Source organism: Caulobacter sp. Root343 (assembly GCF_001425745.1).
Classification (GTDB): Bacteria; Pseudomonadota; Alphaproteobacteria; order Caulobacterales; family Caulobacteraceae; genus Caulobacter.
On sequence record NZ_LMDF01000009.1, the window covers coordinates 48,049 to 74,114 of the forward strand.

29 protein-coding genes are annotated in these 26,066 nt (G+C 69.0%); 15 read left to right on the plus strand and 14 right to left on the minus strand.

From position 1 onward, the window contains the following. Positions 1–17: 17 nt before the first annotated feature. Together ASC70_RS20260 and ASC70_RS20265 are read right to left on the minus strand one after the other, a co-directional pair. On the minus strand, positions 18–443 hold the full coding sequence (locus tag ASC70_RS20260; protein WP_056053854.1) for an HIT domain-containing protein: 426 nt from the start codon (positions 441–443) through the stop codon (positions 18–20). After that, the gene (locus ASC70_RS20265; protein ID WP_056053858.1) at positions 436–1,494 is read right to left on the minus strand and encodes a MaoC family dehydratase; all 1,059 of its coding nucleotides are present in this window, start codon (positions 1,492–1,494) and stop codon (positions 436–438) included. The genes ASC70_RS20260 and ASC70_RS20265 overlap by 8 nt, the downstream gene beginning before the upstream one ends. Before the next feature lie 135 nt (positions 1,495–1,629). Here ASC70_RS20265 and mdh point away from each other — a divergent pair, with 135 nt between their 5' ends. After that, entirely contained in the window at positions 1,630–2,592 is a 963-nt protein-coding gene (mdh, locus tag ASC70_RS20270; protein ID WP_047403993.1) for a malate dehydrogenase, read from the plus strand. A 63-nt stretch (positions 2,593–2,655) separates the two neighbouring features. Here mdh and ASC70_RS20275 read toward each other — a convergent pair whose 3' ends face one another. Both ASC70_RS20275 and ASC70_RS20280 read right to left on the minus strand, forming a co-directional pair. Next, positions 2,656–3,090 carry a CBS domain-containing protein gene (locus ASC70_RS20275; RefSeq protein WP_056053860.1) on the minus strand — a complete coding sequence of 145 codons (435 nt, stop codon included), beginning with the start codon at positions 3,088–3,090 and terminating at the stop codon, positions 2,656–2,658. Positions 3,091–3,158: 68 nt separating this feature from the next. Further along, entirely contained in the window at positions 3,159–4,004 is an 846-nt protein-coding gene (locus ASC70_RS20280) for a hypothetical protein (RefSeq protein ID WP_056053861.1), read from the minus strand. 149 nt (positions 4,005–4,153) lie between these two features. On the opposite strand from ASC70_RS20280, the gene ASC70_RS20285 reads away from it, so the two are divergent. The 5 genes from ASC70_RS20285 to ASC70_RS20305 all read left to right on the plus strand — a co-directional run bounded on the left by ASC70_RS20285 (position 4,154) and on the right by ASC70_RS20305 (position 8,265). Further along, entirely contained in the window at positions 4,154–4,660 is a 507-nt protein-coding gene (locus ASC70_RS20285; RefSeq protein ID WP_056053863.1) for a DUF1993 family protein, read from the plus strand. A 282-nt stretch (positions 4,661–4,942) separates the two neighbouring features. Beyond that, positions 4,943–6,469 (plus strand): signal recognition particle protein, encoded by a 1,527-nt coding sequence (gene ffh / locus ASC70_RS20290; RefSeq protein ID WP_056053865.1) that lies wholly within the window; start codon positions 4,943–4,945, stop codon positions 6,467–6,469. 25 nt (positions 6,470–6,494) lie between these two features. Continuing rightward, positions 6,495–7,028 (plus strand): 30S ribosomal protein S16, encoded by a 534-nt coding sequence (rpsP, locus tag ASC70_RS20295; RefSeq protein WP_056053867.1) that lies wholly within the window; start codon positions 6,495–6,497, stop codon positions 7,026–7,028. Positions 7,029–7,081: 53 nt separating this feature from the next. Then, entirely contained in the window at positions 7,082–7,663 is a 582-nt protein-coding gene (gene rimM, locus ASC70_RS20300) for a ribosome maturation factor RimM (protein ID WP_056053869.1), read from the plus strand. A gap of 20 nt (positions 7,664–7,683) precedes the next feature. Continuing rightward, on the plus strand, positions 7,684–8,265 hold the full coding sequence (locus ASC70_RS20305; RefSeq protein WP_056053872.1) for an NUDIX hydrolase: 582 nt from the start codon (positions 7,684–7,686) through the stop codon (positions 8,263–8,265). A gap of 2 nt (positions 8,266–8,267) precedes the next feature. On the opposite strand, the gene ASC70_RS20310 is transcribed toward ASC70_RS20305, so the two are convergent. Beyond that, a complete protein-coding gene (locus tag ASC70_RS20310; protein ID WP_056053874.1) occupies positions 8,268–9,122 on the minus strand; it encodes an acyl-CoA thioesterase II in 855 nt (284 codons plus the stop codon). Positions 9,123–9,203: 81 nt separating this feature from the next. Between ASC70_RS20310 and ASC70_RS20315 the strand changes: the two genes are divergently transcribed. Then, on the plus strand, positions 9,204–10,130 hold the full coding sequence (locus ASC70_RS20315) for a histone deacetylase (protein ID WP_056053875.1): 927 nt from the start codon (positions 9,204–9,206) through the stop codon (positions 10,128–10,130). A gap of 81 nt (positions 10,131–10,211) precedes the next feature. Here the strand turns inward: ASC70_RS20315 and ASC70_RS24625 are convergent, their stop codons facing one another. The 3 genes from ASC70_RS24625 to ASC70_RS20325 all read right to left on the minus strand — a co-directional run bounded on the left by ASC70_RS24625 (position 10,212) and on the right by ASC70_RS20325 (position 11,444). Beyond that, positions 10,212–10,310 (minus strand): hypothetical protein, encoded by a 99-nt coding sequence (locus tag ASC70_RS24625; RefSeq protein ID WP_082009067.1) that lies wholly within the window; start codon positions 10,308–10,310, stop codon positions 10,212–10,214. A 217-nt stretch (positions 10,311–10,527) separates the two neighbouring features. Continuing rightward, positions 10,528–10,947, minus strand: a complete 420-nt coding sequence (locus ASC70_RS20320) for a PaaI family thioesterase (RefSeq protein ID WP_056053878.1) — start codon at positions 10,945–10,947, stop codon at positions 10,528–10,530. Beyond that, complete coding sequence (locus ASC70_RS20325) at positions 10,944–11,444, minus strand: PaaI family thioesterase (protein ID WP_056053882.1); 501 nt, start codon at positions 11,442–11,444, stop codon at positions 10,944–10,946. Before ASC70_RS20325 ends, ASC70_RS20320 begins: the two co-directional genes overlap by 4 nt. A 39-nt stretch (positions 11,445–11,483) precedes the next feature. Here ASC70_RS20325 and ASC70_RS20330 point away from each other — a divergent pair, with 39 nt between their 5' ends. Then, on the plus strand, positions 11,484–12,512 hold the full coding sequence (locus tag ASC70_RS20330; RefSeq protein ID WP_082539527.1) for a ligase-associated DNA damage response exonuclease: 1,029 nt from the start codon (positions 11,484–11,486) through the stop codon (positions 12,510–12,512). A gap of 44 nt (positions 12,513–12,556) precedes the next feature. Here the strand turns inward: ASC70_RS20330 and ASC70_RS20335 are convergent, their stop codons facing one another. After that, the gene (locus ASC70_RS20335) at positions 12,557–13,705 is read right to left on the minus strand and encodes a citrate synthase family protein (RefSeq protein WP_056053888.1); all 1,149 of its coding nucleotides are present in this window, start codon (positions 13,703–13,705) and stop codon (positions 12,557–12,559) included. A 76-nt stretch (positions 13,706–13,781) separates the two neighbouring features. Between ASC70_RS20335 and ASC70_RS20340 the strand changes: the two genes are divergently transcribed. The 5 genes from ASC70_RS20340 (at position 13,782) to queG (ending at position 19,216) form a co-directional block, all read left to right on the plus strand. Next, positions 13,782–14,867 (plus strand): citrate synthase/methylcitrate synthase, encoded by a 1,086-nt coding sequence (locus tag ASC70_RS20340; RefSeq protein WP_056053890.1) that lies wholly within the window; start codon positions 13,782–13,784, stop codon positions 14,865–14,867. 31 nt (positions 14,868–14,898) lie between these two features. Next, positions 14,899–15,828, plus strand: coding sequence for a cation diffusion facilitator family transporter (locus ASC70_RS20345; protein WP_056053893.1), 930 nt, complete (start codon positions 14,899–14,901; stop codon positions 15,826–15,828). Positions 15,829–15,859: 31 nt separating this feature from the next. Then, complete coding sequence (gene rfaE1 / locus ASC70_RS20350; protein WP_056053895.1) at positions 15,860–17,317, plus strand: D-glycero-beta-D-manno-heptose-7-phosphate kinase; 1,458 nt, start codon at positions 15,860–15,862, stop codon at positions 17,315–17,317. 110 nt (positions 17,318–17,427) lie between these two features. Beyond that, a complete protein-coding gene (locus ASC70_RS20355) occupies positions 17,428–18,114 on the plus strand; it encodes a glutathione S-transferase family protein (protein ID WP_047403964.1) in 687 nt (228 codons plus the stop codon). Next, a complete protein-coding gene (gene queG / locus ASC70_RS20360) occupies positions 18,095–19,216 on the plus strand; it encodes a tRNA epoxyqueuosine(34) reductase QueG (RefSeq protein WP_056053898.1) in 1,122 nt (373 codons plus the stop codon). The genes ASC70_RS20355 and queG overlap by 20 nt, the downstream gene beginning before the upstream one ends. Before the next feature lie 112 nt (positions 19,217–19,328). Here the strand turns inward: queG and ASC70_RS20365 are convergent, their stop codons facing one another. Then, positions 19,329–20,210 carry a UTP--glucose-1-phosphate uridylyltransferase gene (locus tag ASC70_RS20365; RefSeq protein WP_200939192.1) on the minus strand — a complete coding sequence of 294 codons (882 nt, stop codon included), beginning with the start codon at positions 20,208–20,210 and terminating at the stop codon, positions 19,329–19,331. A gap of 157 nt (positions 20,211–20,367) precedes the next feature. Here ASC70_RS20365 and ASC70_RS20370 point away from each other — a divergent pair, with 157 nt between their 5' ends. Beyond that, entirely contained in the window at positions 20,368–20,865 is a 498-nt protein-coding gene (locus ASC70_RS20370) for an FKBP-type peptidyl-prolyl cis-trans isomerase (RefSeq protein ID WP_047403958.1), read from the plus strand. A gap of 38 nt (positions 20,866–20,903) precedes the next feature. Here the strand turns inward: ASC70_RS20370 and ASC70_RS20375 are convergent, their stop codons facing one another. From ASC70_RS20375 to rfbC, 3 genes are all read right to left on the minus strand, one after another. Then, on the minus strand, positions 20,904–22,106 hold the full coding sequence (locus ASC70_RS20375; protein ID WP_056053902.1) for a threonine ammonia-lyase: 1,203 nt from the start codon (positions 22,104–22,106) through the stop codon (positions 20,904–20,906). Positions 22,107–22,193: 87 nt separating this feature from the next. After that, positions 22,194–23,108, minus strand: coding sequence for an alpha/beta fold hydrolase (locus ASC70_RS20380; protein ID WP_056053905.1), 915 nt, complete (start codon positions 23,106–23,108; stop codon positions 22,194–22,196). 147 nt (positions 23,109–23,255) lie between these two features. Then, a complete protein-coding gene (rfbC, locus tag ASC70_RS20385; protein WP_047403952.1) occupies positions 23,256–23,813 on the minus strand; it encodes a dTDP-4-dehydrorhamnose 3,5-epimerase in 558 nt (185 codons plus the stop codon). 37 nt (positions 23,814–23,850) lie between these two features. Between rfbC and ASC70_RS20390 the strand changes: the two genes are divergently transcribed. Next, positions 23,851–24,891, plus strand: a complete 1,041-nt coding sequence (locus ASC70_RS20390; RefSeq protein ID WP_056053907.1) for a glycosyltransferase family 2 protein — start codon at positions 23,851–23,853, stop codon at positions 24,889–24,891. Here ASC70_RS20390 and argE read toward each other — a convergent pair. Then, positions 24,854–26,032 carry an acetylornithine deacetylase gene (gene argE, locus ASC70_RS20395; RefSeq protein WP_056053909.1) on the minus strand — a complete coding sequence of 393 codons (1,179 nt, stop codon included), beginning with the start codon at positions 26,030–26,032 and terminating at the stop codon, positions 24,854–24,856. The genes ASC70_RS20390 and argE overlap by 38 nt on opposite strands. Between the last annotated feature and the right edge of the window lie 34 nt (positions 26,033–26,066).

Below are 26,066 nucleotides of genomic sequence, written 5' to 3' on the forward strand. Positions count from 1 at the left end.
CTCCGCCGAGAAGCCGCCTAAGCCTTCAGCGCCCGCCGCGCGGCTTCGATCGGGGCCGCCAGCCCTTCGACGGAATAGGCCGTGGCCGGGCTGTGGCCCCAGACCGGGCCGGGCCAGGCCGGATCATCCTGCCGCCGACCCACGACGTGGACATGCAGCTGGGCCGTGACATTGCCCAGGGCCCCGACGTTCAGCTTGTCGACCGAAAGGCCCAGCGACGCTCCGACCGCCCGCACAGCGGTTCCGGCCAGGACGATCTCCTCCATCAGCTGGATGCGGTGAGCGACATCCAGCTCCTCGATCTCGCGGAGGCCCGGCAGCCGGGGGATCAAAACCAGCCACGGATAGCGGGCGTCGTCCTGCAGGCGCACCTCGCACAGCGGCAGGTCGGCGACCTTGTGCGACGTGGCGACGAAGGCCTGATCGAGAGCAAAATCAGCCACGTTTCGGTACCGCCGCCCAATAGTCGAAGTCGAGAATGACGGCGGAATCGTAGACGCCTTCCGCGTCCTTGTCCGGAAACGCGTCGCAAGGCTTGTCCTTGGTCGCCACCAGCCGCAGCCGCAGGGCGCCGACCGAACCCCCGGGGGTTTCGATCTCGGCCTTGTCCAGAACCTGGCTCCAGGCGAACACCGTGCCGCCGGCGAAGAACGGGGCCACGTGGCGGCCGCCGTTGATCGCCAGGACCAGACCGGCGTTCTGCAGTCCGTTGAACGACAGGGCCTTGGCGGTCGAGATCACCACGCCGCCGTAGATCAGCCGCTTGCCCGACGGGTCCTTGGCCCGCTCGAACTGGTTGAAGTGGACCTTGGCCGTGTTCTGCCACAGGCGCGTGGCCATCTGGTGCTCCGCCTCCTCGACCGCCATGCCGTCGACATGGTCGATCTTCTCGCCGATCGCATAGTCCTCGAAGGCGTGCGGCCCGCCGGCCAGGGCCCAGTCGTAGCGGGAAAAGTCGAGGCCCGGCGGCGGCGCCAGGTCGGCTGGGGCCACGGCCGCCGACAGGGTCGGAACCTCTTGCTCGGCGATCGTCGCCGCCTCGTCGCGCTTGCGGACCATCACCCAGCGCACATAGCTCAGCACCGCCTCGCCGCGCTGGTTGACGCCGGTGGTGCGGACATAGACGACGCCCGTCTTCTTGTTGGAGTTCTCCTTCAGCCCGATCACGTCGGAGACGGCGCTCAGGGTGTCGCCCGGATAGACCGAGGCCAGGAACCGGCCCTCGGCGTAGCCGAGATTGGCCACCGCGTTCAGACTGACGTCCGGCACGGTCTTGCCGAACACCACATGGAAGGCGATCAGCGGGTCGGCGGGCGCGGCGGAAAGGCCACAGGCGCGGGCGAATTCGTCGGACGAGAACAGCGAAAAGCGCGGCCCGTACAGCGCCGTATAGAGCGCGACATCGCCGCTGGTCACGGTTCGAGGCGTGGCGTGGACCAGTCTCTGGCCCAGCTTGAAGTCCTCGAAGAAATGCCCTGGATCGGTCTTGCTCATCCCCTGCGCTCCTTATCGTTGTTCAGGCATCTTTGCCGCAGTGCAGCGAAACGGGAAAGAGGGCTTGAGGCCGGGCCGCGACGGGTCTAGACCCCGCCGCGACATTCCACTGTCCACAGCCTTGATGGAGACCCCATGGCTCGCGCGAAGATCGCCCTTATCGGCGCCGGCATGATCGGCGGCACCCTGGCCCACATCGCCGCTCGGGAAGAGCTGGGCGACGTGATCCTGTTCGACATCGCCGAGGGCACGCCCCAGGGCAAGGCGCTGGACATCGCCGAAGCCTCGGCCGTGTTCGGCAAGGACGTGGCCCTGAAGGGCGCCAACGCCTACGAGGACATCGCCGGCGCCGACGTCTGCATCGTGACGGCCGGCGTGCCGCGCAAGCCGGGCATGAGCCGCGACGACCTGCTGGGCATCAACCTGAAGGTCATGAAGGCCGTCGGCGAAGGCATCAAGGCCCACGCCCCTAACGCCTTCGTCATCTGCATCACCAACCCGCTCGACGCCATGGTCTGGGCGCTGCAGCAGTTCTCGGGCCTGCCGAAGGAAAAGGTCATCGGCATGGCCGGCGTCCTGGACTCGGCCCGCTTCGCCTATTTCCTGTCGGAAGCCACCGGCGTGTCGGTCGAGGACATCCACGCCTGGACCCTGGGCGGCCACGGCGACGACATGGTCCCGATGGTCCGTCACTCGACGGTCGGCGGCCTGCCGCTGCCGGAACTGGTCAAGCAAGGCTGGCTGACCCAGGAAAAGCTGGACGCCATCGTCGACCGCACCCGCAAGGGCGGCGGCGAGATCGTCGCCCTGCTGAAGACCGGCTCGGCCTTCTACGCCCCGGCCGAGAGCGCCATCGCCATGGCCACCTCGTATCTGAAGGACAAGAAGCGCGTCCTGCCGTGCGCCACCTACCTGACCGGCCAATACGGCCTGTCGGGCCTGTACGTGGGCGTGCCGGTCGTCATCGGCGCCGCCGGCGCCGAAAAGATCGTCGAGTTCGAAACCAACGACGCCGAAAAGGCGATGTTCGCCAAGTCGGTCGAGTCGGTTCAGGGCCTGATGGAAGCCTGCAAGGCCATCGACGGCTCGCTGAAGTAGGCTTCGCCGCTTCGCTGAAACGAGAAGGGCGGCTCCTCGCGGGGCCGCCCTTTTTGTTTGCGCCTAGTGCGCCGTGTCGCCGCCGCCTTCCTGGGAGATCTCCTCCAGGGTCTTGCCGACCTGCTTGGCGCCGTAGTCCTTGGCGACGTCGCCGAGCGACAGGATGCCGGTCAGCTTGCCAGCGTCGTTCAGCACCACCAGGCGGCGGACCTGGTTGCTGGCCATCTTGGCGGTGGCGTCGGCCAGGATGTCGTCTTCCCTCACGCTCAGCACCTCGCCGTCGGACATGGCTTCCGAGATGGGGCTGTCGAAGCTACGGCCTTCGGCGACCACGCGCAGGACAATGTCGCGGTCGGTGACCACGCCCACCACCTTGCCGTCATCGACCACGGGGACGACCCCGCTCTCGACCCGGGCCATCACCTGGGCGACGTCGCGGATACTGTCGGTGGGCCGAGCGATCGAGACCTGGCTAGTCATGGCGTCGCTGACTTTCATCGGAGTTCTCCTTTCGGGAGGAAATGGGACCTCCACAGAACCCCCGCGCTGCTGGCGTCGTTCCCCGATCAGGCGCCGGCCAGCGCGTCGCGGGCCGCCTTGGCCGCGTTCGGCAGGGCGAGACGGTCGCTGAGCGCCACGGCTTCCTCGCGCAAACGCCGGGCGTCGTCCTTGGCCCCGAGCCGGGCCTGGACGTCGGCCAGGGACAGCATCGAATAGGGCAGGAAGACCTGGAAGCCGACGGCGCGGCGCAGGTCCAGCGAGCGGGCGTAGAGGTCGCGCGCCGTCTTCAGGTCGCCAGCCTCCTCGGCGACGGCCGCCTCGTGGCGCAGCACGTAGGAAAGCTCCAGATCGCACCGGCCGGCCTCGGCGACCTGGCGCGCCTTGGCCAGGGGCGCGGCCGAGGCGGCGACCTCGCCGGCGACCTGCGGCATCAGGCCGGCGAAGAACAGCGCGTCAGCCTTGTCGCAGGGCTCGGTCAGGCCCTCGGCGGCCGCGGTGAAGGCCGGGACCAGCTGGGTGGCGCTTTTCAGATCGCCCGTCGTCAGACGAACGAAATAGGCCGAGGTCGTCTCCCTGAAGCTGATCAGCGGCTTGAGGTCCGCGTCGGCGCCGGATTTCAACGCCATGACCTGGTTGGCCACGGCCGCCTCGTCGGGGCTGATGCGGCCGACCAGCCGCTGGCTCTGGTGAACCCGCATCTGCTGCAGCAGGAGCCTCAGCCGCGTCCGGTCCGACGGTTGCTCGGCCAGACCCGCCTTCAAGGGCGCGACGGCGGCGTCGAAGTCGGCCGCGTAGCGCGCCGCCTCTGAAGCCTTGATCGCCGCCTCGGGCGTCGCGGCGAAGACGGACGAGGCGGCCGTGATCGCGACCGCGCTCAAGAGGACGCCGAGCGGCGGGAAGGGCGAGCGCATGAAAATCTCCACTGGCGTATCGACGATATCTAAGGTCTCGCGGCTGATCGCCAAGCCTTCACGGCGACGCTTCCGATCTTGGGTCTGGCGGCCTATCTAGACGCATCCCCAGGGACTCCTTGGGGGCCTAATTCTCCGCGGAGTTTCCCATGTCGATCTCGATCCATCAGGCCAGCGTGCCCGTGTTCATCCAGGGCCTGAAGGGTCTGAAGGGCGTGCTGGCCAAGGCCGCCGCCCTGGTCGAGGCCAAGAAATGGGATCCCGACGCCCTGCTGAAGGCGCGCCTGTACCCCGACATGTTCCCGCTGATCCGTCAGGTGCAGATCGCCACCGACTTCGCCAAGGGCGGCGCCGCGCGCCTGGCCCAGGCCGAGATCCCCGCCTGGGACGACGCCGAGACCTCGTTCGAGGGCCTGATCGCCCGCGTCGATCGCGCCATCGCCTTTGTCGAAGGCCTGGATCCGACCGCCTTCGAGGGCGGCCACGAGCGCGAGGTCCAGCTGGTCCGCCGCGGCGAGACCCACACCTTCAAGGGCCTGGACTATCTGCAAGGCCAGGCGATGCCGAACTTCTTCTTCCACATCACCACCGCCTACGCGATCCTGCGCCACAACGGCGTCGAGGTCGGCAAGCGCGACTTCCTGGGCACGGCCTGATCCGGACCCCGAGGGCGGGCCTGAGGGCCCGCCTTTGACTCCTCGCCCATTTCTGTGCATAAGCCCCGGCTTCCGGCGCTTTATCAGCAGCGCCTCCACCGTCACGACCCCGGCCTGTTAGCGCAGGATCCATCCGGACGAGGACGGCGAGGACCCCCATCGACGTGATCGTCCATGGGGGCTGATTGCGTTTGGACCCCGGCCTGTTCTTCGAACAGGCCGAGCAAGACAAGACGTTGAAGCGTGACGCGTCACGCTTCAGGGATTTAACCAGGGTTCGACATGTTCGACGGCCTTACAGAGCGACTTTCCGGCGTCTTCGAACGTCTCGGCGGTCGCGGCGTGCTGTCTGAGAAGGACATCGATGAGGCGCTGCGCGAGGTTCGGATCGCGCTGCTCGAGGCCGACGTCGCCCTGCCGGTCGTCAAGGACTTCATCAGCAAGGCCAAGGAACTGGCCGCCGGTGAAGCCGTCATCCGTTCGGTCAAGCCGGCCGACCAGGTGGTCAAGATCGTCTATGACGGTCTGGTCGACATGCTGGGCGGCGAGGTTCCGACCGGCCTGACCCTGGCGCTGAACCCGCCGTCGGTGATCCTGATGGCCGGCCTGCAAGGCTCGGGCAAGACCACCACCACCGGCAAGCTGGCCCTGCGCCTGTCCAAGCACGAGCGCAAGAAGGTGCTGGTCGCCTCGCTCGACACCCGTCGCCCGGCCGCCATGGAACAGCTGGCCATGTTGGCCAAGCAGGTCGAGGTCGAGAGCCTGCCGATCGTCCCCGGCCAGAGCGCCGTCGACATCGCCAAGCGCGCCCTGACGGCCGCCAAGCTGGGCGGCTATGACGTCCTGATCCTCGACACCGCGGGCCGCACCACGCTGGACGAGGCGATGATGAGCGAGGCGGCCGAGATCGCCCGCATCGCCACCCCGACCGAAACCCTTCTCGTGGCCGACAGCCTCACGGGCCAGGACGCCGTGCGCACGGCCAAGGCGTTCCACGAGCGCCTGCCGCTGACCGGCCTGATCCTGACCCGCGCCGACGGCGACGGCCGAGGCGGTGCGGCGCTGTCGATGCGCCACGTCACCGGCCTGCCGATCAAGTTCCTCGGCGCCGGCGAGAAGATCGACGCGCTGGACGTGTTCGACGCCCGCCGCGTCGCCGGCCGGATCCTGGGCCAAGGCGACGTCGTGGCGCTGGTCGAGAAGGCCGCCGCCGACCTCGACCATGCCGAAGCCGAGCGCATGGCCAAGAAGCTGGCCAAGGGCCAGTTCGACCTCAATGACCTGTCGGCTCAGCTGGCCCAGATGCAGAAGCTGGGCGGCATGGAAGGCATCATGGGCCTGCTGCCGGGCGTCCAGAAGGTCAAGAAGCAGATCGCCGAGAGCGGCATCGACGACAGCGTCTTCCGCCGCCAGCAGGCGATCATCAGCTCGATGACCAAGCTGGAGCGCAAGAAGCCCGACGTGCTGGCGGCCTCGCGCAAGCGCCGTATCGCGGCCGGGGCCGGCGTCGACGTCGCCGAGGTCAACCGCCTGCTGAAACAACACCGCCAGATGGCCGACATGTTCAAGGCCATGTCCAAGGACGGCGGCAAGAGCATGGCCCGCATGGCCCAGATGATGGGCGGCGGCGACATGGCCCGTCTCAAGACCATGGGCGGGGGCCGTATGCCCCAGCCCGATCCCAATGCAGCGGGAGGCCAAGGCCTCTCGGGGCTGCCCGGTCTGCCGGGCCTCGGGAGTGGCGGCGACGCCAAGCCCAACCCTCTCTCCGGCCTGGGCCTGCCCGGCTTCAACCCGTTCAAGAAATAGAACTTTAGACCAAGGACTACCTCAAATGCTGAAGATCCGTCTCGCCCGTGGCGGCGCCAAGAAGCGTCCGTACTACTCGATCGTCATCGCCGACAGCCACTCGCCGCGCGATGGCCGCTTCATCGAGAAGGTCGGCACCTACAACCCGCTTCTCAAGAAGGATGACCCGGCTCGCGTGACCCTGAAGGTCGAGTCGATCCAGGAGTGGCTCAAGAAGGGCGCCCAGCCCAGCGACCGCGTCGCCCGCTTCCTGGCCGCCCAAGGCCTGACCACCTGGGCCCACGGCAACAACCCGCAAAAGGGCGAGCCGGGCAAGAAGGCCAAGGAACGTTCGGCCGAACGCGCCCAGCGCGACGAAGAGCGCAAGCAAGCCGAGATCGACGCCAAGGCCGCCGCCGAAGCCGAGAAGGCCGCCGCCGCTGAAGCCGCCGCCGCCGCTGCTGCTCCGGCCGTGGAAGAAGCTCCGGCTGAAGAAGCCCCGGCCGCTGAAGTCGCCGCCGAAGAGGCTCCGGCCGCCGAAGCCGAAGCTCCGGCCGCTGAAGAAACCAGCGAAGGCTAAGGGTTCCAGCGCCGCTGTCTCATGCGAGGCGGCGGCGCGACTCTGTCCAGACGATGGCTGTATCTCCTGACGACCCGATGATCCTGGTCGGCCGCGTGGCCGGCGGCTTCGGCGTGCGCGGCGAGGTGCGGATCTCGACCTATACCGAAGAGCCGATGAACATCGCGGCCTTCAAGGCGCTGAAGCGCCAGGACGGCTCGCCGGCCCTGACCATCGCCTCGGCCCGCCCGACCAAGGACGGCGTCGTCTGCCGCTGCGTCGGGATCGACAGCAAGGACGCGGCTGACGCCCTGCGCGGCCTGCGCCTCTACGTCCCCCGCTCTGCCCTGCCCGAGCCCGACGAGGACGAGTTCTATCTGAGCGACCTGGTCGGCCTGCCGGTCCGCCATATCAAGACCGACGTCCTGCTGGGCCGCGTGAAAAGCGTCCAGAATTTCGGCGCCGGCGACATTCTCGAGATCACCCCGGACCTGGGCGGCCCGACCTGGTACCTGCCGTTCACCCGCGAGGCTGTGCCCGAGGTGAAGATCGGCGACGGTGTGATCCTGGCCGACCCGCCCGCCCTGGTGGGTGAGCCGGAAGGCCCGTCCTCGGACGATGTGGCCGAAGACGAAGACCTGGGCGACCGGGACTGACTTCCCGCGAAGGAGCGCCCTTGGCCTCGGAAAAATCGACGTCGGACGGCAAGTGGCGGGTCACCGCCTCGCGCCATGTGCACCGGGACCAGTGGATCAGCTTGCGGGCCGACGACTGCGTCACCGACGAGGGCGCGGTGGTCGCGCCCTACTACGTCCTGGAATATCGCGACTGGGTCGAGGTGGTGGCGCTGGACGCCGACAGCAACGTCTTGCTCATCAAGCAGTACCGCCACGGCCTGGGTGATTTCTCGATCGAGCTGCCGGCCGGCGGCATGGATCCGGGCGAGACCGATCCGGTGGCGGCCGCGAAGCGGGAGCTGCTGGAGGAGGCGGGCTGCGCCGGGACCCTGACCCTGATCGGCGAGACCCGGCCCAATGCCGGCACCCACAGCAACCGCGTCCATATCGTCCTGGCCCGCGACGTGGTCCGAGTGGCCGAACCCAAGGACGATCCCCATGAGCGGATCGAGTCGTTCTGGGTCTCGGCCGCCGAGGCGCTGCGCATGACCCTGGCCGGCGAGATCACCGTGGGCATGCAGGCCGCCTCGCTCCTGCGCGGGTTGGCGGCCGCCGGCGTGGCCCGGATCGAGCCCGCCTAAGCCTACTTCCGGACCCGCATCAGGCACTCCTGGGCCACCGAGGCCAGAAGCTTGCCGTCCTTGCTGAACATCTGGCCGCGCACCAGGCCGCGGCCCTGCGAGGCGCTGGGGCTGTCCTGGTGGAACAGGGTCCAGTCGTTGAAGTCGAACGGATGGTGGAACCACATGGCGTGGTCCAGGCTGGCGGCCTGCAGGCCCGGCGTCGTCCAGATCAGGCCGTGGGGGCGCAGGGCGCTCTCCATGAACGCCATGTCCGAAGCGTAGGCCAGCGCCGCCTGCTGCATCTTCACGTCGTCGCCCAGCGGGGCCTTAGCCCGCATCCAGACGTTCTTGGTCCCGGATTTCTTGACCGGCGCGACCGGGTTTTGCGGATCGACCCAGCGGATGTCGACCGGCCGCGGCTTGCCGGCCATGGCCAGCATCTTGGGATGGACCTGGTCGCCCAGGCTCTTCAGATACTCGACCTCGGTCGGCAGGCTCTCGGGATCGGGCGCGTCGGGCATGTCCGATTGGTGTTCGAAACCCTGCTCCGGCGTCTGGAACGAGGCGGCCAGGTTGAAGATCTGCTCGCCGTGCTGGATGGCCGCCACCCGGCGGGTGGTGAAGGTGCCGCCGTCGCGGGCCCGCTCCACCTCGTAGAGCACCGGCGCATTCACGTCGCCAGGGCGGATGAAATAGGCGTGCAGCGAATGGCAGACCCGGTCCGGCACGGTCTTGTAGGCGGCCAGCAGCGCCTGGGCGATGACCAGGCCGCCGAAGATGCGCGGGAAGCCGTCATTGGGGCTGACGCCCCGGAACAGGTTCACCTCGATCGGCTCGAGGTCGAGGATGTCGGCGAGGGTCTCGGTCGTCTGCATGGCGCAGTGCGATAGGCTGGCTTCGGCGGCGCCGCAAGCCGTCACCTTGCGTCAGGCGAGCGGTCTCCCCATCGTGGGGCGATGTCTCCCAAGTCGCCGCCGATCGTCCACCACCCCGCCTTTCGCGCCGAGATGCCGGCCGGGCACCGCTTCCCGATGGACAAGTTCTCGCGCCTGGCCAGCGTGCTGGAAGCCGAGGGCGTCGCGGGTCCGGACGGTTTCGCGCGGCCTGAGTTCGTCGACGCCGAGACCCTGCGTCTGGTCCACACGGAAGACTATGTCCGGGGCGTGATCGAGCTTTCCCTGCCCACCGACGTGGTCCGGCGGATCGGCATGCCCAACACCGACAGCGTGGCGACCCGGGCTCGCGCGGCGACCGGCGGCACCCTGCTGGCGGCGCGGCTGGCGCTGGAGCACGGCATCGCCTGCAACACGGCCGGCGGCAGCCATCACGCCTCGGCCGAGAGCGGGGCGGGGTTCTGCGTGTTCAACGACGTGGCGGTGGCGGCGCGGCGGCTACAGGCCGAAGGGCGGGTCGGCCAGGTGCTGGTGATCGATCTCGACGTCCACCAGGGCGACGGCACCGCGCGGATCTTCGAGGACGATCGCAGCGTCTTCACGGTCTCGATGCACGCCGAGAAGAACTTCCCGCATCGCAAGGCGGTCAGCGATCTCGACGTCGAGCTGGCCGACGGGACCGGCGACGCGGCGTATCTGGAAAAGCTGGGGGAGATCCTGCCGGCGCTGCTTTCCAGCGTCCGGCCGGACATCGTCTTCTTCAATGCGGGAGTCGATCCGCACGCGGACGACAAGCTGGGCCGGTTGTCGCTGACCGATCAAGGTCTGGAACGACGGGAGGCCTATGTCCTGGGCGCTTGTCTTTCTTCTGGCATCCCCGTGGTCGGGGTCATCGGCGGCGGCTACGACGCGGATATCGATCGCCTGGCGGCTCGCCACGCCATCCTGCATCGGACGGCCAAGTCTTTGTATTCTGGAAAGTCTTCGTAGGTCTCTTCGGCGACCGCTCGATCGCCATCTCCGTCGGGGCGGCTCTCGCGAGCGGCCCGACGGAGGCTAAGCGGCGATCACTTACAGGCTCGAAACGAGCGAACCGGCGATGACGACGAGCGGCAGAACCGCGAGGATGAGCGAGGCGAAGCCGGCGACGGCGTTGGTCTTCATGGTCATGGTCTTGATCCCTGTTTTCGTTGTCCGGCGCCCGTTGGCGTCCGGTGATCAGGGATATAGGTCCGCACCTCGGTTAATGCACGTTACCCTTGCTTCATGACGCCGATTTAAGAAACTTTGTGGCCGCAAAGTCGCATTACAGAGGTGTAATGTGACCGCAGAAATTAGTTTCTAGGGAAACTTTATCCTTTGAGACCATCGCTACGGCAAGCCGCTGTCAGTCCTCGCTGGGCGCCACCAAAAAGAGTCCACGCATCGTCGCGATCGGGGCGGAACGGGTCTCCTGCCAGGCTTCGACATGGACGTTGGCGATCCGCCGGCCCAGCTTCTTGATGCTGGCGCGGGCGTAGGTGGTCAGCGGACGGCCCGAGCGCAGATACTCGATCGAGACGTCGATCGTGCGCGGCTGGCGCGTCATCGGCGCGGCGACCGACAGCTGGGCCAGGGCGGTCATCTCCATGAACGCGCCGAGCACGCCGCCATGGATGGCGGGCAGCATGGGGTTGCCGACGATGTGCTGGGCGAACGGCAGGACGGCGGTCATCTCGTCCCCGGCCAGCTCGGCCCGGATCCCCAGGAAGCGGGCATAGGGGATCGAGTCCAGCATCGAGACCAGGCGGGTGTCGGGCTCGCTCATTGGTCCACGCTCCCGGTCTTGGCGCGCGGCTCGCGCGACGGTTTCAGGTTGGCGCCCGGCGTCTTGCCGGCGCTGGAGTCGAGCATGAAGGTCGCCTGGGCGGTGGCCACCGGATCCTCGGGATCGCGGTCGTAGGCCACGGCGCGAACGAAGGCGATCGAGCGGGTCAGCTTGTAGCAATGGGCCCGCGCCAGCACGTCCAGGCCCGGTTCGGCGGGCCGCATGTAGTCGATGCGCAGATCCAGCGTCGCGATCGAGGTCCAGGTGTCCATCGACGCATGCACGGCCTGGCCGCTGGCGTGGTCGAGCAGGGTGGTGACCACGCCGCCGGCGATGACGCCGGTTTCCGGGTCGCCGACGATCTCGGGACGATAGGGGACTTTCAACACCGCGACCGCGTCGCCGATCTCCAGGGTGGTGAAGCCCAGCGCCTTGGCCTGCGGGCTGCCCTCGTTCATCGCCGAGGCGATGAGCCGTATCTGTTCGTTGTCGCTCATGCCGGCTCCTTGACGGGGATAGGCTTAGCGCTTCCCGCGTTGTCATATCCAGACGTGATCAAGCCCGAAGACCTTCTCTGTCCCCGCCCGGGCGGCCTCTACTGCCCGCCGGGAGACTTCTACATCGACCCGGTCCGACCCGTGGACCGGGCGGTGATCACCCATGGCCACGCCGATCACGCCCGCGCCGGCCATGGCGTCGCGGTCGCCACGCCCGAGACACTGGCGATCATGGCCGTCCGCTACGGCGAGGACTTCGCGGGCCGCCGGGAGCCGGTCGCCTATGGCGAGGCCTTCGTCCGCGATGGGGTCGAGGTGACCCTGGTCCCGGCCGGCCACGTGCTGGGTTCGGCCCAAGCGGTGGTGCGGTGGAAGGGCCTGACCATGGTGGTCTCCGGCGACTACAAGCGCCGCCGCGACCCGACCTGCGCCCGTTTCGAGCCCGTGCCGTGCGACGTGTTCATCACCGAGGCGACGTTCGGCCTGCCGGTGTTCCGCCATCCCGACGACGCCGGCGAGATCCGCGGCCTGCTGGCCTCGGTCGAGCAGTTCCCCGAGCGCTGCCACATCGTCGGCGCCTACGCCCTGGGCAAGGCCCAGCGGGTGATCCGGCTGCTGCGCGAGGGCGGCTGGGACAGGCCGATCTTCGTCCACGGGGCGCTGGAGCGGCTGAACGAACTCTACGAGGCCCACGGGGTCGCGCTGGGCCCATTGGCGCCGGCGACCTCCTCAGGACCCAAGGACGCCTTCGCCGGTCAGATCATCATCGCCCCGCCCAGCGCTGTCGCCGACCGCTGGTCGCGGCGGTTCCCGGACCCGGTCGACTGCTTCGCCTCGGGCTGGATGCGGGTGCGGGCCAGGGCGCGGCAGCGGGGCGTCGAGCTGCCGCTGATCCTGTCCGATCACGCTGACTGGGACGAGCTGACCGCGACCTTGAGCGAGCTGCGGCCCGGCGAGGTGTGGATCACCCACGGTCGCGAGGAGGCGCTTGAGCGGTGGTGCGAGCTGGAGGGCCTGCCGGCGCGGGCGTTGCGGCTGGTGGGCTATGACGAGGAGGAGGGGGAATAGGGCTTCCTCCCGCCCGCCTTCGGGGGCGGACGACCGCGAAGCGGTCAGGTGGGGGGAGCCTCGCCCACGTACCGCGCCCGGGGCCGGATCAAACGCCCCGTCTGCAGCTGCTCGATCGCGTGCGCCGCCCAGCCCGCGCTGCGCGCCGTGGCGAACAGGATGAAGGGCGCGTCGGGCGGCAATTTCAGCGTCCGCGCCAGGCTCACCAGAGCGAAGTCGATGTTGGGCGAGAGGCTCGTCGCCGTTTCCGTCGCTGTCCGCAGATCCGCCAGCAGGGGCGGCGCCTCGAAGGCCCCCAGCAAGGCCGCCGCCCTAGGATCGCCGTCTGGATAGAGCGGATGGTCGAAGCCCGGCATCGACGCGCCGCGCGCCAGGCGAGCGGCGACGGCGTGACTGGGGTCGCGACGCTCGGCCTCCTCAACGAAAGCCTCGACCCGGGCGGCCATGCCTCCGTGCAAGGGTCCTGACAAGGCCGAGAGCCCCGCCAGGCAGGCGGCCGACAGCGACGCCCCGGTCGAGGCCGCCACACGGGCGGCGAAGGTCGAGGCGTTCAGCTCATGGTCGGCCAGCAGCACCAGGGTGCGACGGACGAGGTCGGCCCCGGCCGCGTCCAGTCCCCAGGCGGCGGCGAAGCGGGCATGGGCTAGGCCTTCGCCGGTCTGGCCCGTGGCGGCGTCGACCACGGCTTCCAGCAGGTCGGCGGCCTCCATGGCCAGGGCCAGGGGCGCGCGGCCGCGAGCAGGCGGTTCGCGACCGGCGCGGCCGGCCAAGGTCAGGAACAGCCGCCCTCGCGCGCTATCGGCGGGTGGAGGCTCGGCGCGACGGACCGACTTCAGCGCGGCCCCATGACCGCCGCGCAGCAGCCGCGCGACCTCCTCCAGGCTGGCGGCCTTCGCCAGCTCGGCGGCGTTCTGGCCGCGATACCAAAGACGCCCGCCGGCCACGGTGGTGATGGCCGAGGGCAGCACCGGTTCGCCCCAGGCGATGGCCTCGGCGGCGACGTCGGCGGCGCGGCGGCCGCGCGCCTTCCTTTGGGCCAGGGCCGCGACGTCCGAGGCGCGATAGAGACTGCGGCGTGGATCCTGAGGATGGGTGGCGGCTTCGATTCGGCCGCGGCTGACATAGGCGTACAGGGTCTGCGGCCGGATCCCCAACCGCTCCAAAACCTGATCCGCGTCCAGCCAATCCGCCATATAGATTGATTATATTGATCAAGATTGACGATCAAGGCCCTTGAGCGCTTTTCAACGCCACGAAAGGAGACCGCACATGTCCGATGGTCTTGAGGGCGTCATCGCCGCCCGCACCGTTCTGTCCGATGTCGACGGCGCCAAGGGTCGCCTGGTGATCCGGGGCTACGCCGTCGAGGATCTGTCGGGCCGCACTCGCTACGAGGAAGCCGCCCACCTGCTGTTCGACGGCTTCTTCGAGGACGCGCCGTCCGACCTCGCGCCGGCCTTGGGCCAGGCCCGGCTCCGCGCCTTCGCCGAGGTCGCCGCCCTGGACGAAGGCCTGGCGCGCCGCGATCCGGTCGAGGCCATGCGCGCCCTGCTGGCCCGGCTGCCCGACGGCGACGACCTGCCGACCGCCCTGCTGCTGATCGCCGCCCCCGCCGTCTTCACCCCCGCCGTGCTGCGCGTCGCCGCTGGCCAGAGCCCTGTCGCCCCCGATCCGGCCCTGTCGCACGCCGCCGACATCCTGCGGATGACGCGCGGGACGCCGGCCACCGACGCCGAGGCCGCCGCGCTCGACGCCTACCTCGTCACGGTCTGCGACCACGGCCTTAACGCCTCGACCTTCGCCGCCCGCGTGGTGGCCTCGACGCGAGCAGGGCTGACCTCGGCCGTGCTCGCGGGACTATCCGCGCTGAAGGGCCCGCTGCACGGCGGCGCGCCAGGCCCGGTGATCGAGATGCTGGACGAGATCGGCGCGCCGGAAAACGCGCGGCCCTGGCTGGAGAAGGCCCTGGCGCGCGGCGACCGGCTGATGGGCTTCGGCCACCGGATCTACCGCGTCCGCGACCCCCGCGCCGACGCCCTGAAGGCGGCCGTGCGCAGGCTGGCGGCGGCTTCGGGCGGCTTGCCCGGACGCCTGGTGTTCGCCGAAGCTGTCGAACGGGCGGCCCTGGAGATCTTGCGCGAACACAAACCCGACCGGGCGCTCGACACCAATGTCGAGTTCTATACGGCGCTGCTGCTGGAGGCCTTGGGCCTGCCGCCCGCCAGCTTCACCTGCGTGTTCGCCATGGGCCGCGTCGCGGGCTGGCTGGCCCACGCCCGCGAGCAGTTGGCCGGCGGGAGGTTGATCCGGCCGCAGTCGGTCTATGTGGGGCCTGAAGCGCGGGCGGCGGCTTAGCCTTCGGCGCGGGGTGCGGTAGATAGGGACCATGTCCCTGTCCGCCACCTCGCCCGAGACCCGCGCCGCCACCCGCCGTGTCGCCCTGCTGTCGGTGGCGACGGCGGCGATCCTGATCGTGGTCAAGGCCATCGCCTGGCGGGCCAGCGGATCGGTGGCCATCCTGGCCTCGCTGTCGGACTCGGCCCTGGACCTGATCGCCTCGCTGATCACCGTCTACGCCGTGCGCTACGCGGCCGAGCCGCCGGACGCCGAGCACCGCTTCGGTCATGGCAAGGCCGAGGCCTTTTCCAGCCTGATGCAGGGCGGCCTGGTCTTCGCCTCGGGAGCCCTGATCGGGCGGGAGGCGATTTCGGCCCTGCTGCATCCGCGCCCGGTCGAGCACGGCTTGGCCGGCGTGATCGTGATGGTCGTGTCGATCGCGCTGACCCTGGGCCTGATCACCGCCCAGACCCGGGTGCTGAAGGCCAGCGGCTCGATCGCCATCGCCGGCGACCGGGCCCACTACGCCGCTGACCTGGCGTCGAACGCGGTGGCCCTGGTCGGAGTCGCGGCGGCCGCCTGGCTGGGGCTTTCATGGGTCGACGCCGCGGCGGGGCTGGTCGTGGCGCTGTGGCTGCTCTGGGGCGCGGTCGGGGTGTTTCGCGAAGCCTCGGCCCAGCTGATGGATCGCGAATTGCCCGAGATCGAGCGCGAACGGATCGTCGCCCTGGCCGTCGCCGACCCTCGGGTGCTGGGCGTCCACCAGCTGCGCACCCGGGCATCCGGGCCCTATGTCCACATGCAGATGCACGCCGACCTTGCCGCCGACATCTCGCTGGCCGAGGCGCACAGCATCATCGTCGCCGCCGAGAACCGGCTACTGGAGGCCTTTCCGTCGGCCGACATCATCATCCACCCCGACCCGAGGGGGCTGGCCGAGAAACACGGCGGCGTCTTCTCCGAGAGCGTCGAGGGTTGAGTTTTCGGGGCGTGAGGGTACGGAACTCCGTATGACCGACACGCTCGCCGACCTGCCCCGCGCCTTCGCCGGCAAGACCGTCCTGGTGCTGGGCGACGTGATGCTGGACCGCTTCATCTACGGCGCGGTTGACCGCATCTCGCCCGAGGCGCCGGTGCCGGTGATCGCGGTCGAGAAGGAGACCGCCATGCTGGGCGGAGCCGGCAACGTGGCGCGCAACGTCGCCGCGCTCGGCGCCATGGCGGTGCTGATCGGCCTGGTAGGCCAGGATGACGCCGGCGCGGCCCTGCGCAGCATGATCGACGCCGAGCCCGGCCTGGAGGCCGACCTGGTCATCGACGCAGGGCGTCGGACGACCGAGAAGGTCCGCTACATCTCGGGTTCGCACCAGATGCTGCGGGTCGACCGCGAGGATCGCGGGCCCGGCGACGGCGCGGCGCTGCTGGCCGCGTTCAAGGCGCGGCTGGCGGCGGCCGATGTCGTGGTGTTGTCCGACTACGCCAAGGGTGTCCTGACCGCGCAGGTCGTACGCGGGGCGATCGACGCCGCCCGCGCGGCCGGCAAGCCGGTGATCGTCGATCCCAAGAGCCGCGACCTCGCCCGCTACGACGGCGCGACCCTGATCAAGCCCAACCGCAAGGAAGCCGCCGAGGCCACCGGGATCATCGACAATAGCGACGAGGCTTCCGAGGAAGCCGGCGGGGCGATCCTGGCCATGGCGCCGGGGCTGGAGGCCGCCCTGATCACCCGCGGCGGCGCGGGCATGACCCTGGCGGCGCGTGGGCAAGCGCCGGTCCATCTGCCAGCGACGGCGGTGGAGGTGTTCGACGTCTCGGGCGCCGGAGACACCGTGGCCGCGACCCTGGCCCTGGCCGTGGCGGCTGGCGCCAGCCTGACGGACGCGGCGCGCCTGGCCAACCTGGCCGGCGGCCTGGTCGTGGCCAAGCTGGGCACCGATGTCGTCACCGCCGCTGAACTGGCCGCCCGCGCCGGATCGGTCGAGGGCGAGCCTGGCGAGATCAAGATCGCCGACCGCGACCACGCCCGGCGGATCGTCGAGGGCTGGCGGGCGCGGGGTCTGAAGGTCGGCTTCACCAACGGCTGCTTCGACCTGCTGCATCCGGGCCACGTCTCGCTGTTGTCCCAGGCCAAGGCGGCCTGCGACCGGCTGATCGTCGGGCTCAACACCGACGCCTCGGTCTCGAAGCTGAAGGGCCCCAGCCGGCCCGTGCAGAAGGAGACGGCGCGGGCCACGGTGCTGGCCTCGCTGTCGTCGGTGGACCTGGTCGTGCTGTTCGACGAGGACACGCCGTTGACCCTGATCGAGGCTTTCCGGCCTGACGTGCTGGTCAAGGGGGCCGACTACACCGTCGAGACGGTGGTCGGCTCGGACGTGGTCCTGGGCTATGGCGGCAAGGTCGTTCTGGCGGCGCTGAAGCAGGGCCAGAGCACCACGGCCCTGATCGGACGCATGAACGCGGAATCCTGAGCCGGACCGCCGCGCAAAAGCCTGGATTTCCTGACTAAACGCGGTTCAGCAATCTGTTGTTAAGCAAAGCGGCGCATCGCTCTTTCGATGCAGCCTGAGCGCACCTGGGCATGAGCGTCGAACGCACCCTTCACCATTTCCCCCTCGACCCCGCCTCGCGGCAGGTGCGTCTGGCGCTGGGCGAAAAGCGGCTGCCGTTCGTCGAGGTGCAGGTCCGCTACTGGGAGGCGCCGCCCGATTTCGCGAGCCTGAACCCGTCGGGCCTGACCCCGGTGCTGGTCGAGACCCGCAACCAGCGCAACCTGGTGGTCTGCGAGACCCGGGCCATCCTCGAACACGTCGAAGAGACCGAGCCGGAGCCGCCGCTGCTGGGCCGCGACCCGGCCGAGCGGGCTGAGGCCCGCCGCCTGCTGCAGTGGTTCGACCGCAAGTTCGACAACGAGGTCAACGGCTTCCTGCTGCACGAGAAGATGGAGAAGCGCCTGCTGCGCATGGGCGCGCCGGACCTGGCCGCCCTGCGCCAGGGCCGCGAGGCGCTGCGGGCTCACCTGGGCTATGTCGATGGCCTGCTACAGACCCGCGACTGGCTGGCCGGACGGCGCATGAGCCTGGCCGACTTCGCGGCCGCCGCGCACCTGTCGGTGATCGACTATTTCGGCGACGTCCCGTGGAAGGACTTCCCGACCGCCAAGACCTGGTACATGAAGCTGAAGTCGAGGCCGTGCTTCCGGCCGATCCTGGCCGACCGCTGGCCCGGCCTCGCGCCGGCCGCGCACTATGACGACCTCGATTTCTGACCCCGACTTGCAAACCATCAAGGACGAGATCCGCGCCGAGGCCTTGAGCCTGGGGTTCTCGACCTGCGGCTTCGCCGACGCGGCGGCGGCCTGGCCCAACGGCGAATGGCTGCGCGAGTTCGTCGTCGCCGAGCGACACGGGGACATGGGCTGGATGGAGGAGACGCTGGAGCGGCGCTCGCATCCCACCACCATGTGGACGCAGGCGAAGTCGGCGGTGGTGCTGGGCGTCAACTATGGCCCGGACATCGACCCGCTGGAGCAGCTGGCGCGCGCGGATCACGCCGCCATCTCGGTCTACGCCCAGGGCGACGACTATCACGAGGTGATCAAGAAGCGGCTGAAGCTGCTGGCCGGCTGGATGCATCGCCGGTTCGGCCAGGACGTGAAGGTCTTCGTCGACACCGCGCCCTTGATGGAAAAGCCGCTGGCCCAGCGCGCCGGCCTGGGCTGGCAGGGCAAGCACACCAACCTGGTCTCGCGCCAGTTCGGCTCATGGCTGTTCCTGGGCAGCGTGCTGACGACGCTGGACCTGCCGCCGGATACGCCGGAGGTCGACCATTGCGGCCGATGCAGCGCCTGCCTGGACATTTGCCCGACCAACGCCTTCCCCGCGCCCCGACAGCTGGATGCGCGTCGCTGCATTTCGTACCTGACGATCGAGCTGGCGGGCCCGATTCCGGCCGAGTTCCGACCGGCCTTGGGCAATCGGATCTATGGCTGTGACGACTGCCTGGCGGTCTGCCCGTGGAACAAGTTCGCCAGCCTTTCCAGCGAGGCCAAGCTGCGGGCGCGGGAGCAGCTGCGGCAGCCGTCCTTGGCCGAGTTGGCGGTGTTGGACGACACCGCGTTCCGGGCGCTGTTCTCGAAAAACCCGATCAAGCGGATCGGCAGGAACCGCTTCGTGCGCAACGTGCTCTACGCGATCGGCAACAGCGGGGATGCGGGGCTGATGGCGGTGGTGGAGCCGCTGCTAAGTGACCCGGCGCCAGTGGTGCGGGCCGCCGCCGTGTGGGCCGCGCGGCGGCTGGCCGGGGATAGTGCGTTGGCGCTGAAAGGCGCCGAGGACGATCCGGAGGTATTGGCGGAGTGGGGCGCTTGACCTGCTCCCTCCGGGCCTGACGGCCCTCCTCCCCCGGAGGGGGAAGAAGGCCGCGCGTTCCTTCCGCCCGCCTTTGGGGGCGGACGATCGCAAAGCGATCAGGTGGGGGAAGTTAAACCTTCAGCGCCGCCTCGACCGCCGCCCGCGCCGCCACGCCGAGGTCCGGACGCTTCAGGGCCAGGGCCACATTGGCCTTCAGCAGGCCGATCTTGTCGCCGCAGTCGTGGGTGACGCCTTCGTAGACATAGGCGTGGAACGATTGCTGCGTCATCAGCTTGGCCATCGAGTCCGTCAGCTGGATCTCGTTGCCGGCGCCCTTCTCCTGGCTGGCCAGCAGTTCGAAGATCTCGGGCTGCAGGATGTAGCGGCCGGCGATCGACCAGTTCGAGGGCGCTGTGCCCTGGGCCGGCTTTTCGACCATGCCGGTCATGGTGGCCAGGCGGCCGTTCACTTCGCCAGGAGCGACGATGCCGTACTTGTGGGTCTCGCTGGCGGGGACTTCCTCGACGCCGATGACGTTGCCGCCGCCGACCTTGTCATAGACCTCGATCAGCTGACCGAGAGCCGAGGGGTCGGCGTCGACGATGACGTCGGGAAGCATGACCGCGAACGGCTCGTCGCCGATGATGTCGCGGGCGCACCAGACGGCGTGGCCCAGGCCCAGCGGGGCCATCTGGCGCACGAAGCTCATCTCGCCCGGCCGGGGCAGCTCGTCGCGCAGCTGCTTGAGGATGTCGAGCTTGCCCTTGGCCTCCAGCTGGGCCTCCAGCTCGATTTGATGGTCGAAATAGTCCTCGATCGCGCCCTTGGAGCGGCCCGTGACGAAGACGAAGTGCTCGATGCCCGCCTTGCGGCCTTCCTCGACGATGTACGACAGGATCGGCCGATCGACGACGTTCAGCAGCTCCTTCGGCGTGGTCTTGGTGCCCGGCAGAACGCGGGTGCCGAGGCCAGCGACGGGAAGAACGGCTTTGCGGACGGGTTTCATGGACATCTCGCTCGAGTATTCGGGACGCCGTTTCTAGGAGGGCTTTTCACCGAAAGCCACCATTGTTCCGTGAAAATTCCACTGTACGCGGCTGTGTTCGTTCGGAGATGGAATCCCGCGCGGTCCGTGCTAGCTGGACGGCCAGTTTCCGTCCGAGGTCTTCATGCACCGCCGCGCCCTGCTTCTCACCCTCGCCGCCGCCGGCCTGACCCTGGCCGCCTGCGGTCCCGACAAGAAGGCGCAGGAAAACCTCTCCGTCGCCGACGCCTTCATGGCCAAGAACGCCAAGGAGCCCGGCGTCGTCACCCTGCCCCAGGGCCTGCAGTACAAGGTGGTGCGCGAGGGACCGCAGGGCGGTCAACACCCGACGCAGGCCGACGAGGTCAAGGTTCACTACGAGGGCAAGCTGCTGGACGGCACGGTGTTCGACTCGAGCTACGAGCGCGGCGTGCCGGCCGTGTTCCCGCTGGACGGCCTGGTGCCGGCCTGGATCATCGCCTTGCAGCGCATGAAGGCCGGCGACGAGTGGATCCTCTACGTGCCGCCGGCCTTGGGCTACGGCGCCGAGGACAAGGGACCGATCCCGGCCAACAGCGTGATGATCTTCCGCATCGAGCTGCTGGACGTGAACCGGCTGGGTCCGGGCAAGCCGAAGGAATAGGGGAATCTGCTCCCCCGGCTGGGGGAGCTGAGGCCGTTCTACACCACCCGCGGCGGGTAGCCGCTCTCGCGCAGCGCATCCATCACTTCCTGGGTGTGCTGGGCGTCGCGGGTTTCGATGGTGATATCGAACTCCGCGCCCTTGGCCGGAACGTCGAGGGCCAGGCGGTTGTGGTTGACCTCGATGATGTTGGCGCCCATGGCCCCGATCACGTGGGCCACGGTCGACAGCAGGCCCGGACGGTCGTCGCCGATGATCCGCAAGCTGGCCAGGCGCTGAGCGCGGACCAGTTCGCGGGTCAGGACCGAGGCCAGCAGGCGGGTGTCGATGTTGCCGCCGCACAGGATCAGACCGCACTTCTTGCCGCGGAAACGCTCCGGATAGGCCAGCAGCGCCGCCAGCGAGGCCGCGCCCGCGCCCTCGGCGATCGTCTTCTCGACATTGCAATAGAGGGCCACCGCCTGCTCGATGTGCGGTTCTTCCAGCAGCAGCACGTCGTCGATCAGCGGGCGGGTGACGCCATAGGTCAGGTCGCCAACCTGCTTGACCGCCACGCCCTCGGCGATGGTCTGGCCGCCGCAGTGGGCCGCGACGCCGCGCATCTTGGCGGTGAAGGACGGATACATGGCCGGCTCGCAGCCGATGATGCGGATGTCGGGCTTCAGCGCCTTGGCCGCCGTGGCCACGCCGCTGATCAGGCCGCCGCCGCCGATCGGCACCGGCAGGATCTCGAGATCCGGGGCGTCTTCCAGCATCTCCAGGGCGATCGTGCCCTGGCCGGCCATGATGTCGTAATCGTCGAACGGGTGGACGAAGGTCAGGCCCTGCTCGTCGCGCAGTTTGCGGGCGTGGGCGTTGGCGTCGTCATAGGTCTCGCCCTCGATGATCACGGTCGCGCCGAAATCGCGGGTGTGCTGGACCTTCACGAACGGCGTCGTGCGGGGCATGACGATGGTGACCGGCACGCCCAGACGGGCGCCATGATAGGCCAGGCCCTGGGCATGGTTGCCGGCGCTGGCGGCGATGACGCCCTGCTGCTTCTCGGCTTCCGACAGCAGCATCAGCTTGTTCAGCGCGCCACGCTCCTTGTAGGCGGCGGTGAACTGCAGGTTCTCGAACTTCACCCACACCTCGGCGCCGGTGATTTTCGACAGGGTGCGCGAGTGACGGCACGGGGTGCGCTCGATCTGACCCTTCAGGCGGCCGGCGGCGGCTTGGATGGCGGCGAGGTCGAGGGTCATCGGATCAGCACTCTGTCGCGGCGAAGAATGGCCGTGGCGGGGCCTCTAACACGGCCAAGCCGCCAAAACACCCCTTGGGCGCGCCCCTTAGGGCGCTTCCGCCAGCAGGTTTTCTATCGCCGCCCACGCTTGCGGCTCGGTCAGCATCGGCGCGTGGCCGACGCCGGGGACCTCGGCATAGGCCATCGATGGCGCGGCGGCGCGCATGCGCTCGGCGATGCCCGCGTCGACCAGGTCCGAGATCCCGCCACGCACCAGCAGCAGCGGCCGGTCCTTGGCCAGCGCCCGGAACAGCGGGTACATGTCGGGCGGGGCCAAGGCCTGCCCTCCATTTGGGCCGCCTTCGGCCTGGGCTTTGGCCGCCGCTTCCGCCGCCGCCTTGATCGGGGCCGAGATGTCCGGATCGTAGGCCAGGACGAAGCCGCCATCCGCCTCGTCGAACAGGCGGCGGGCGAAGATGTCCCAGTCCTCGGCGCCGTAGTTTGGAAAGGCCGCGGCGTTGATGGCCTTGGCGTAGGCGACCGCCGCCTCCCAGGTCTCGAAGCGGCTGGCGCCGCCCGCGTAGCCCGCGATGCGTCCCAGGCCGACGGGCGACAGCTCGGGGCCGACGTCGTTCAGCACGGCCGCCGCGATCGCCTCGGGCTTGATCGAGGTCAGGACCATGGTGACCAGCCCGCCCATGCTGGTCCCGACGAACACCGCGCGCTCGATCCCGGCCGCGGCGAGCAGCGAGATCACGTCGGCGGCGTAGGTCCCGGGATGGTAGTTCATCGGGTTCGGGTCGCGGGCCGACAGGCCTCGGCCCCGCACATCGGCGGCGAGGACGCGACGGCCCGTGGCGGCGATACGCGGCGCCAGGTCCTCGAAATCGCGAGCGTTGCGGGTCAGGCCGTGGAGGCAGATCACCGGCAGCTTCTCGGTTTCTCCCACGGCCGCGTAGTCACGAGCGTGCAGCGGCAGGCCTTCGTAGGAGGTCCAGAAGAAGTCGGTGAAGTCAGTCATCGCGCGTCTCTTCCCGTCACTTGCCCCTCCGCGCCTGCGGCGCTCCTCCCCCGGAGGGGAAGAAGGAGCGCGGTTTCCTTCTGCCCCTCCGGGGGCGGACGACCGCGAAGCGGTCAGGTAGGGGCCCGCGGCGCTGGCCGCGCTTGCTCAATACGTAAACGGCGTCTCGATCTCCGCCAGCAGCGGCGCGGCGTTGTCACGGTCGTTGGCGGTGATCTCCGAAACGGGCAGCGGCCAGTCGATGCCGATCGCCGGGTCGCTCCAGCGCACCGCGCCCTCGGCGGCCGGAGCGTAGTAGTCCGTGACCTTGTAGAGCACCTCGCACGCATCGGTCAGGGTGACGTAGCCATGGGCGAAGCCCTTGGGAACCAGCAGCTGCTGGCGGTTCTCGGCCGACAATTCGGCCCCAACCCACTGGCCGTAGGTCGGCGAGCCCTTCCGGATGTCGACCGCCACGTCGAAGATCGACCCGACCACGCAGCGCAGCAGCTTGTCCTGGGCATGCGGCGGACGCTGGTAATGCAGGCCGCGCTGGATGCCGCGCGTGGTCGACCGGACATGGTTGTCCTGGACGAAGGCGGCCTTAAATCCAGCCTCCTCCAGCGCCGATTGCCGGAAGGTCTCGGAAAACCAGCCGCGCTCATCGCCATGGCGCGCGGGCGTGATAAGCAGCACTTCGGGGATCGCCAGCGGCGTGATCTTCATGACGCGTACTTGAGTTCGAGGAATGAGTTGGCCACCGATGCCGCCTGAGACAGAGGAAAACAAGAGCGGTCCGGCCATGACCGTGGTGATCGTCTCCTACCAGAGCGGCCCGACCCTCGAGCCATGCCTCGCCCGATTGGAAGCCCAGACCTTCCGCGACTTCGAGACCATCCTGATCGACAACGCCTCGACCGACGGCGCGCCGCAGGCGGCCGCCAAGGCCCATCCGTGGGTCGATTTCGTCGAGGCGGGGGCCAATCTGGGCTTCGCGGCCGGCAACAACCTGGCCGCCCGCCGCGCCAGGGGGCGCTGGCTGGTCCTGCTCAATCCCGACGCCTATGCCGAGCCGGATTGGCTGGAAGAACTGATGGCGGGCGTCGCGCGCCACCCGGCCGTGAAGAGTTTCGCCTCGCTGCAGCTGTCGGCCGATCGGCCGGGGCTGCTGGACGGGGCCGGCGACAACGTCACCAGCGCGGGCATACCGTTCCGGGGCGGGTATGGCCGCAAGCAACCGGCGGTCCTACCCGAAGGCGAGGTGTTCTCGGCCTGCGGCGCGGCCATGCTGATCGATCGCGACCTGTTCCTCGCGGTCGGCGGCTTCGACGAGCGGTATTTCTGCTACTGCGAGGACGTCGACCTGGGCTATCGCCTGCGCCTCTACGACCAGCCGACTCTGCTGCTGCCCAAGGCCAAGGTCGCCCATGTCGGTTCGGCCAGCACGGGCGTGCGGTCGGACTTCTCGATCTTCCACGGCTCGCGCAACCGCGTCTGGACCTTCGTCAAGAACACGCCCGGCTGGCTGTTTCCGGTGACCCTCCCGCTGCACGTGGCGGTGACGGCGGGCCTGTTGCTGCTGCACTGGCGACGCGGCGACGTCGCGCCGGCGATCCGGGGGATCAAGGCGGCGCTGAAGCGCGAGGATCTCGACCAGGTGCTGGCCGACCGTCGGACGATCCAGGCGAAACGCAAGGCCTCGCCCGGCGCGATCCTGCGGGTGATGTCGATCGACCCGGCCGCGTTCATCGGCAGGCGGTTCGTGATCAGGAAATGGAGAGGTCCTCGATCAGCCGGCGCATGAAGGCCGCGCCGCGCTGCATCTGGCTGATTTCCACGTACTCGTCGGGCTGGTGGGCCTGGTCGATCGAGCCGGGGCCGCAGATCACCGTCGAGAAGCCCGCGCCCTGGAACTGGCCCGCCTCAGCCGCGTAGGGCACGACGCGAGGCGGGCCATTGTCGCCGGTCAGCTTGCGGGCGAAGGCCTCGGCGACGCCGTTCTCCTCGGGCGCGAAGGCGGGGGTCAGCGAGCGGCGCTCGACCTTGACGCCGCCTTCCGGGGCCTTGGCCTTGATCTGGGCGTCCATCGCCTCGGCCGCCGCGAAGAAATCGGCGAGCAGCGCCATCGGGTTCAGGTTGGCCGGGGTGCGCAGGTCGAAGACGAATACGCACTCGCGGGCCAGGATGTTGACGGCCGTGCCGCCGTTGACCTGGCCGACGGTCAAGGTCGCGCCCTTGGGAATGAATAGCGACGCGGGATCGGCTTCGCGTTCCAGCTTTTCCGAGAGCTCGACCAGCATCGCCATCAGCCTGATCGCCGCCATGTTGGCCGAGACGCCCAGGTGGGTCAGGCTGGAATGGGCCTCGCGGCCGGTTACGGTGACGATGAAGCTGGCGATGCCCTTGTGGCCGCGCACGGCGACCATGTCGGTGGGCTCGCCGACCACCACCAAGGCGGGCCGGGGCAGGTCGTTTGCGATGATCTCGATCATGTCCGGCGCGCCCAGGCAGCCGACCTCCTCGTCATAGGAGAAGGCCAGGTGCACCGGCCTGGAAAGGGTCGCCCGGGCCAGGTCCGGCGCGGCGGCCAGGGCCAGCGCGAGAAACCCCTTCATGTCGCAGGTTCCGCGGCCATAGAGCCGGCCATCGCGCTCGGTCAGGGTCCACGGATCGCTGGACCACGGCTGGCCATCGACCGGCACCACGTCGGTATGGCCGGACAGCACGACGCCGCCCTCGACCGCCGGGCCGATCGTGGCCATCAGATTGGATTTGGTCCCGTCGGCGTTCGGCACGCGGCGCGAGGGGATGTCGAGATGGGCCAGATAGGCCTCGACCCATTCGATCAGCGCGAGGTTCGAACGGCGGGAGGTGGTGTCGAACGCCACCAGTGTCGCCAGCAGGTCGACGGCGCGGTCGGACAGGACTTCGGATGAGGAAACCATGGCCCGAACCTAGAGCCTGTCCGCTTTGGATGAA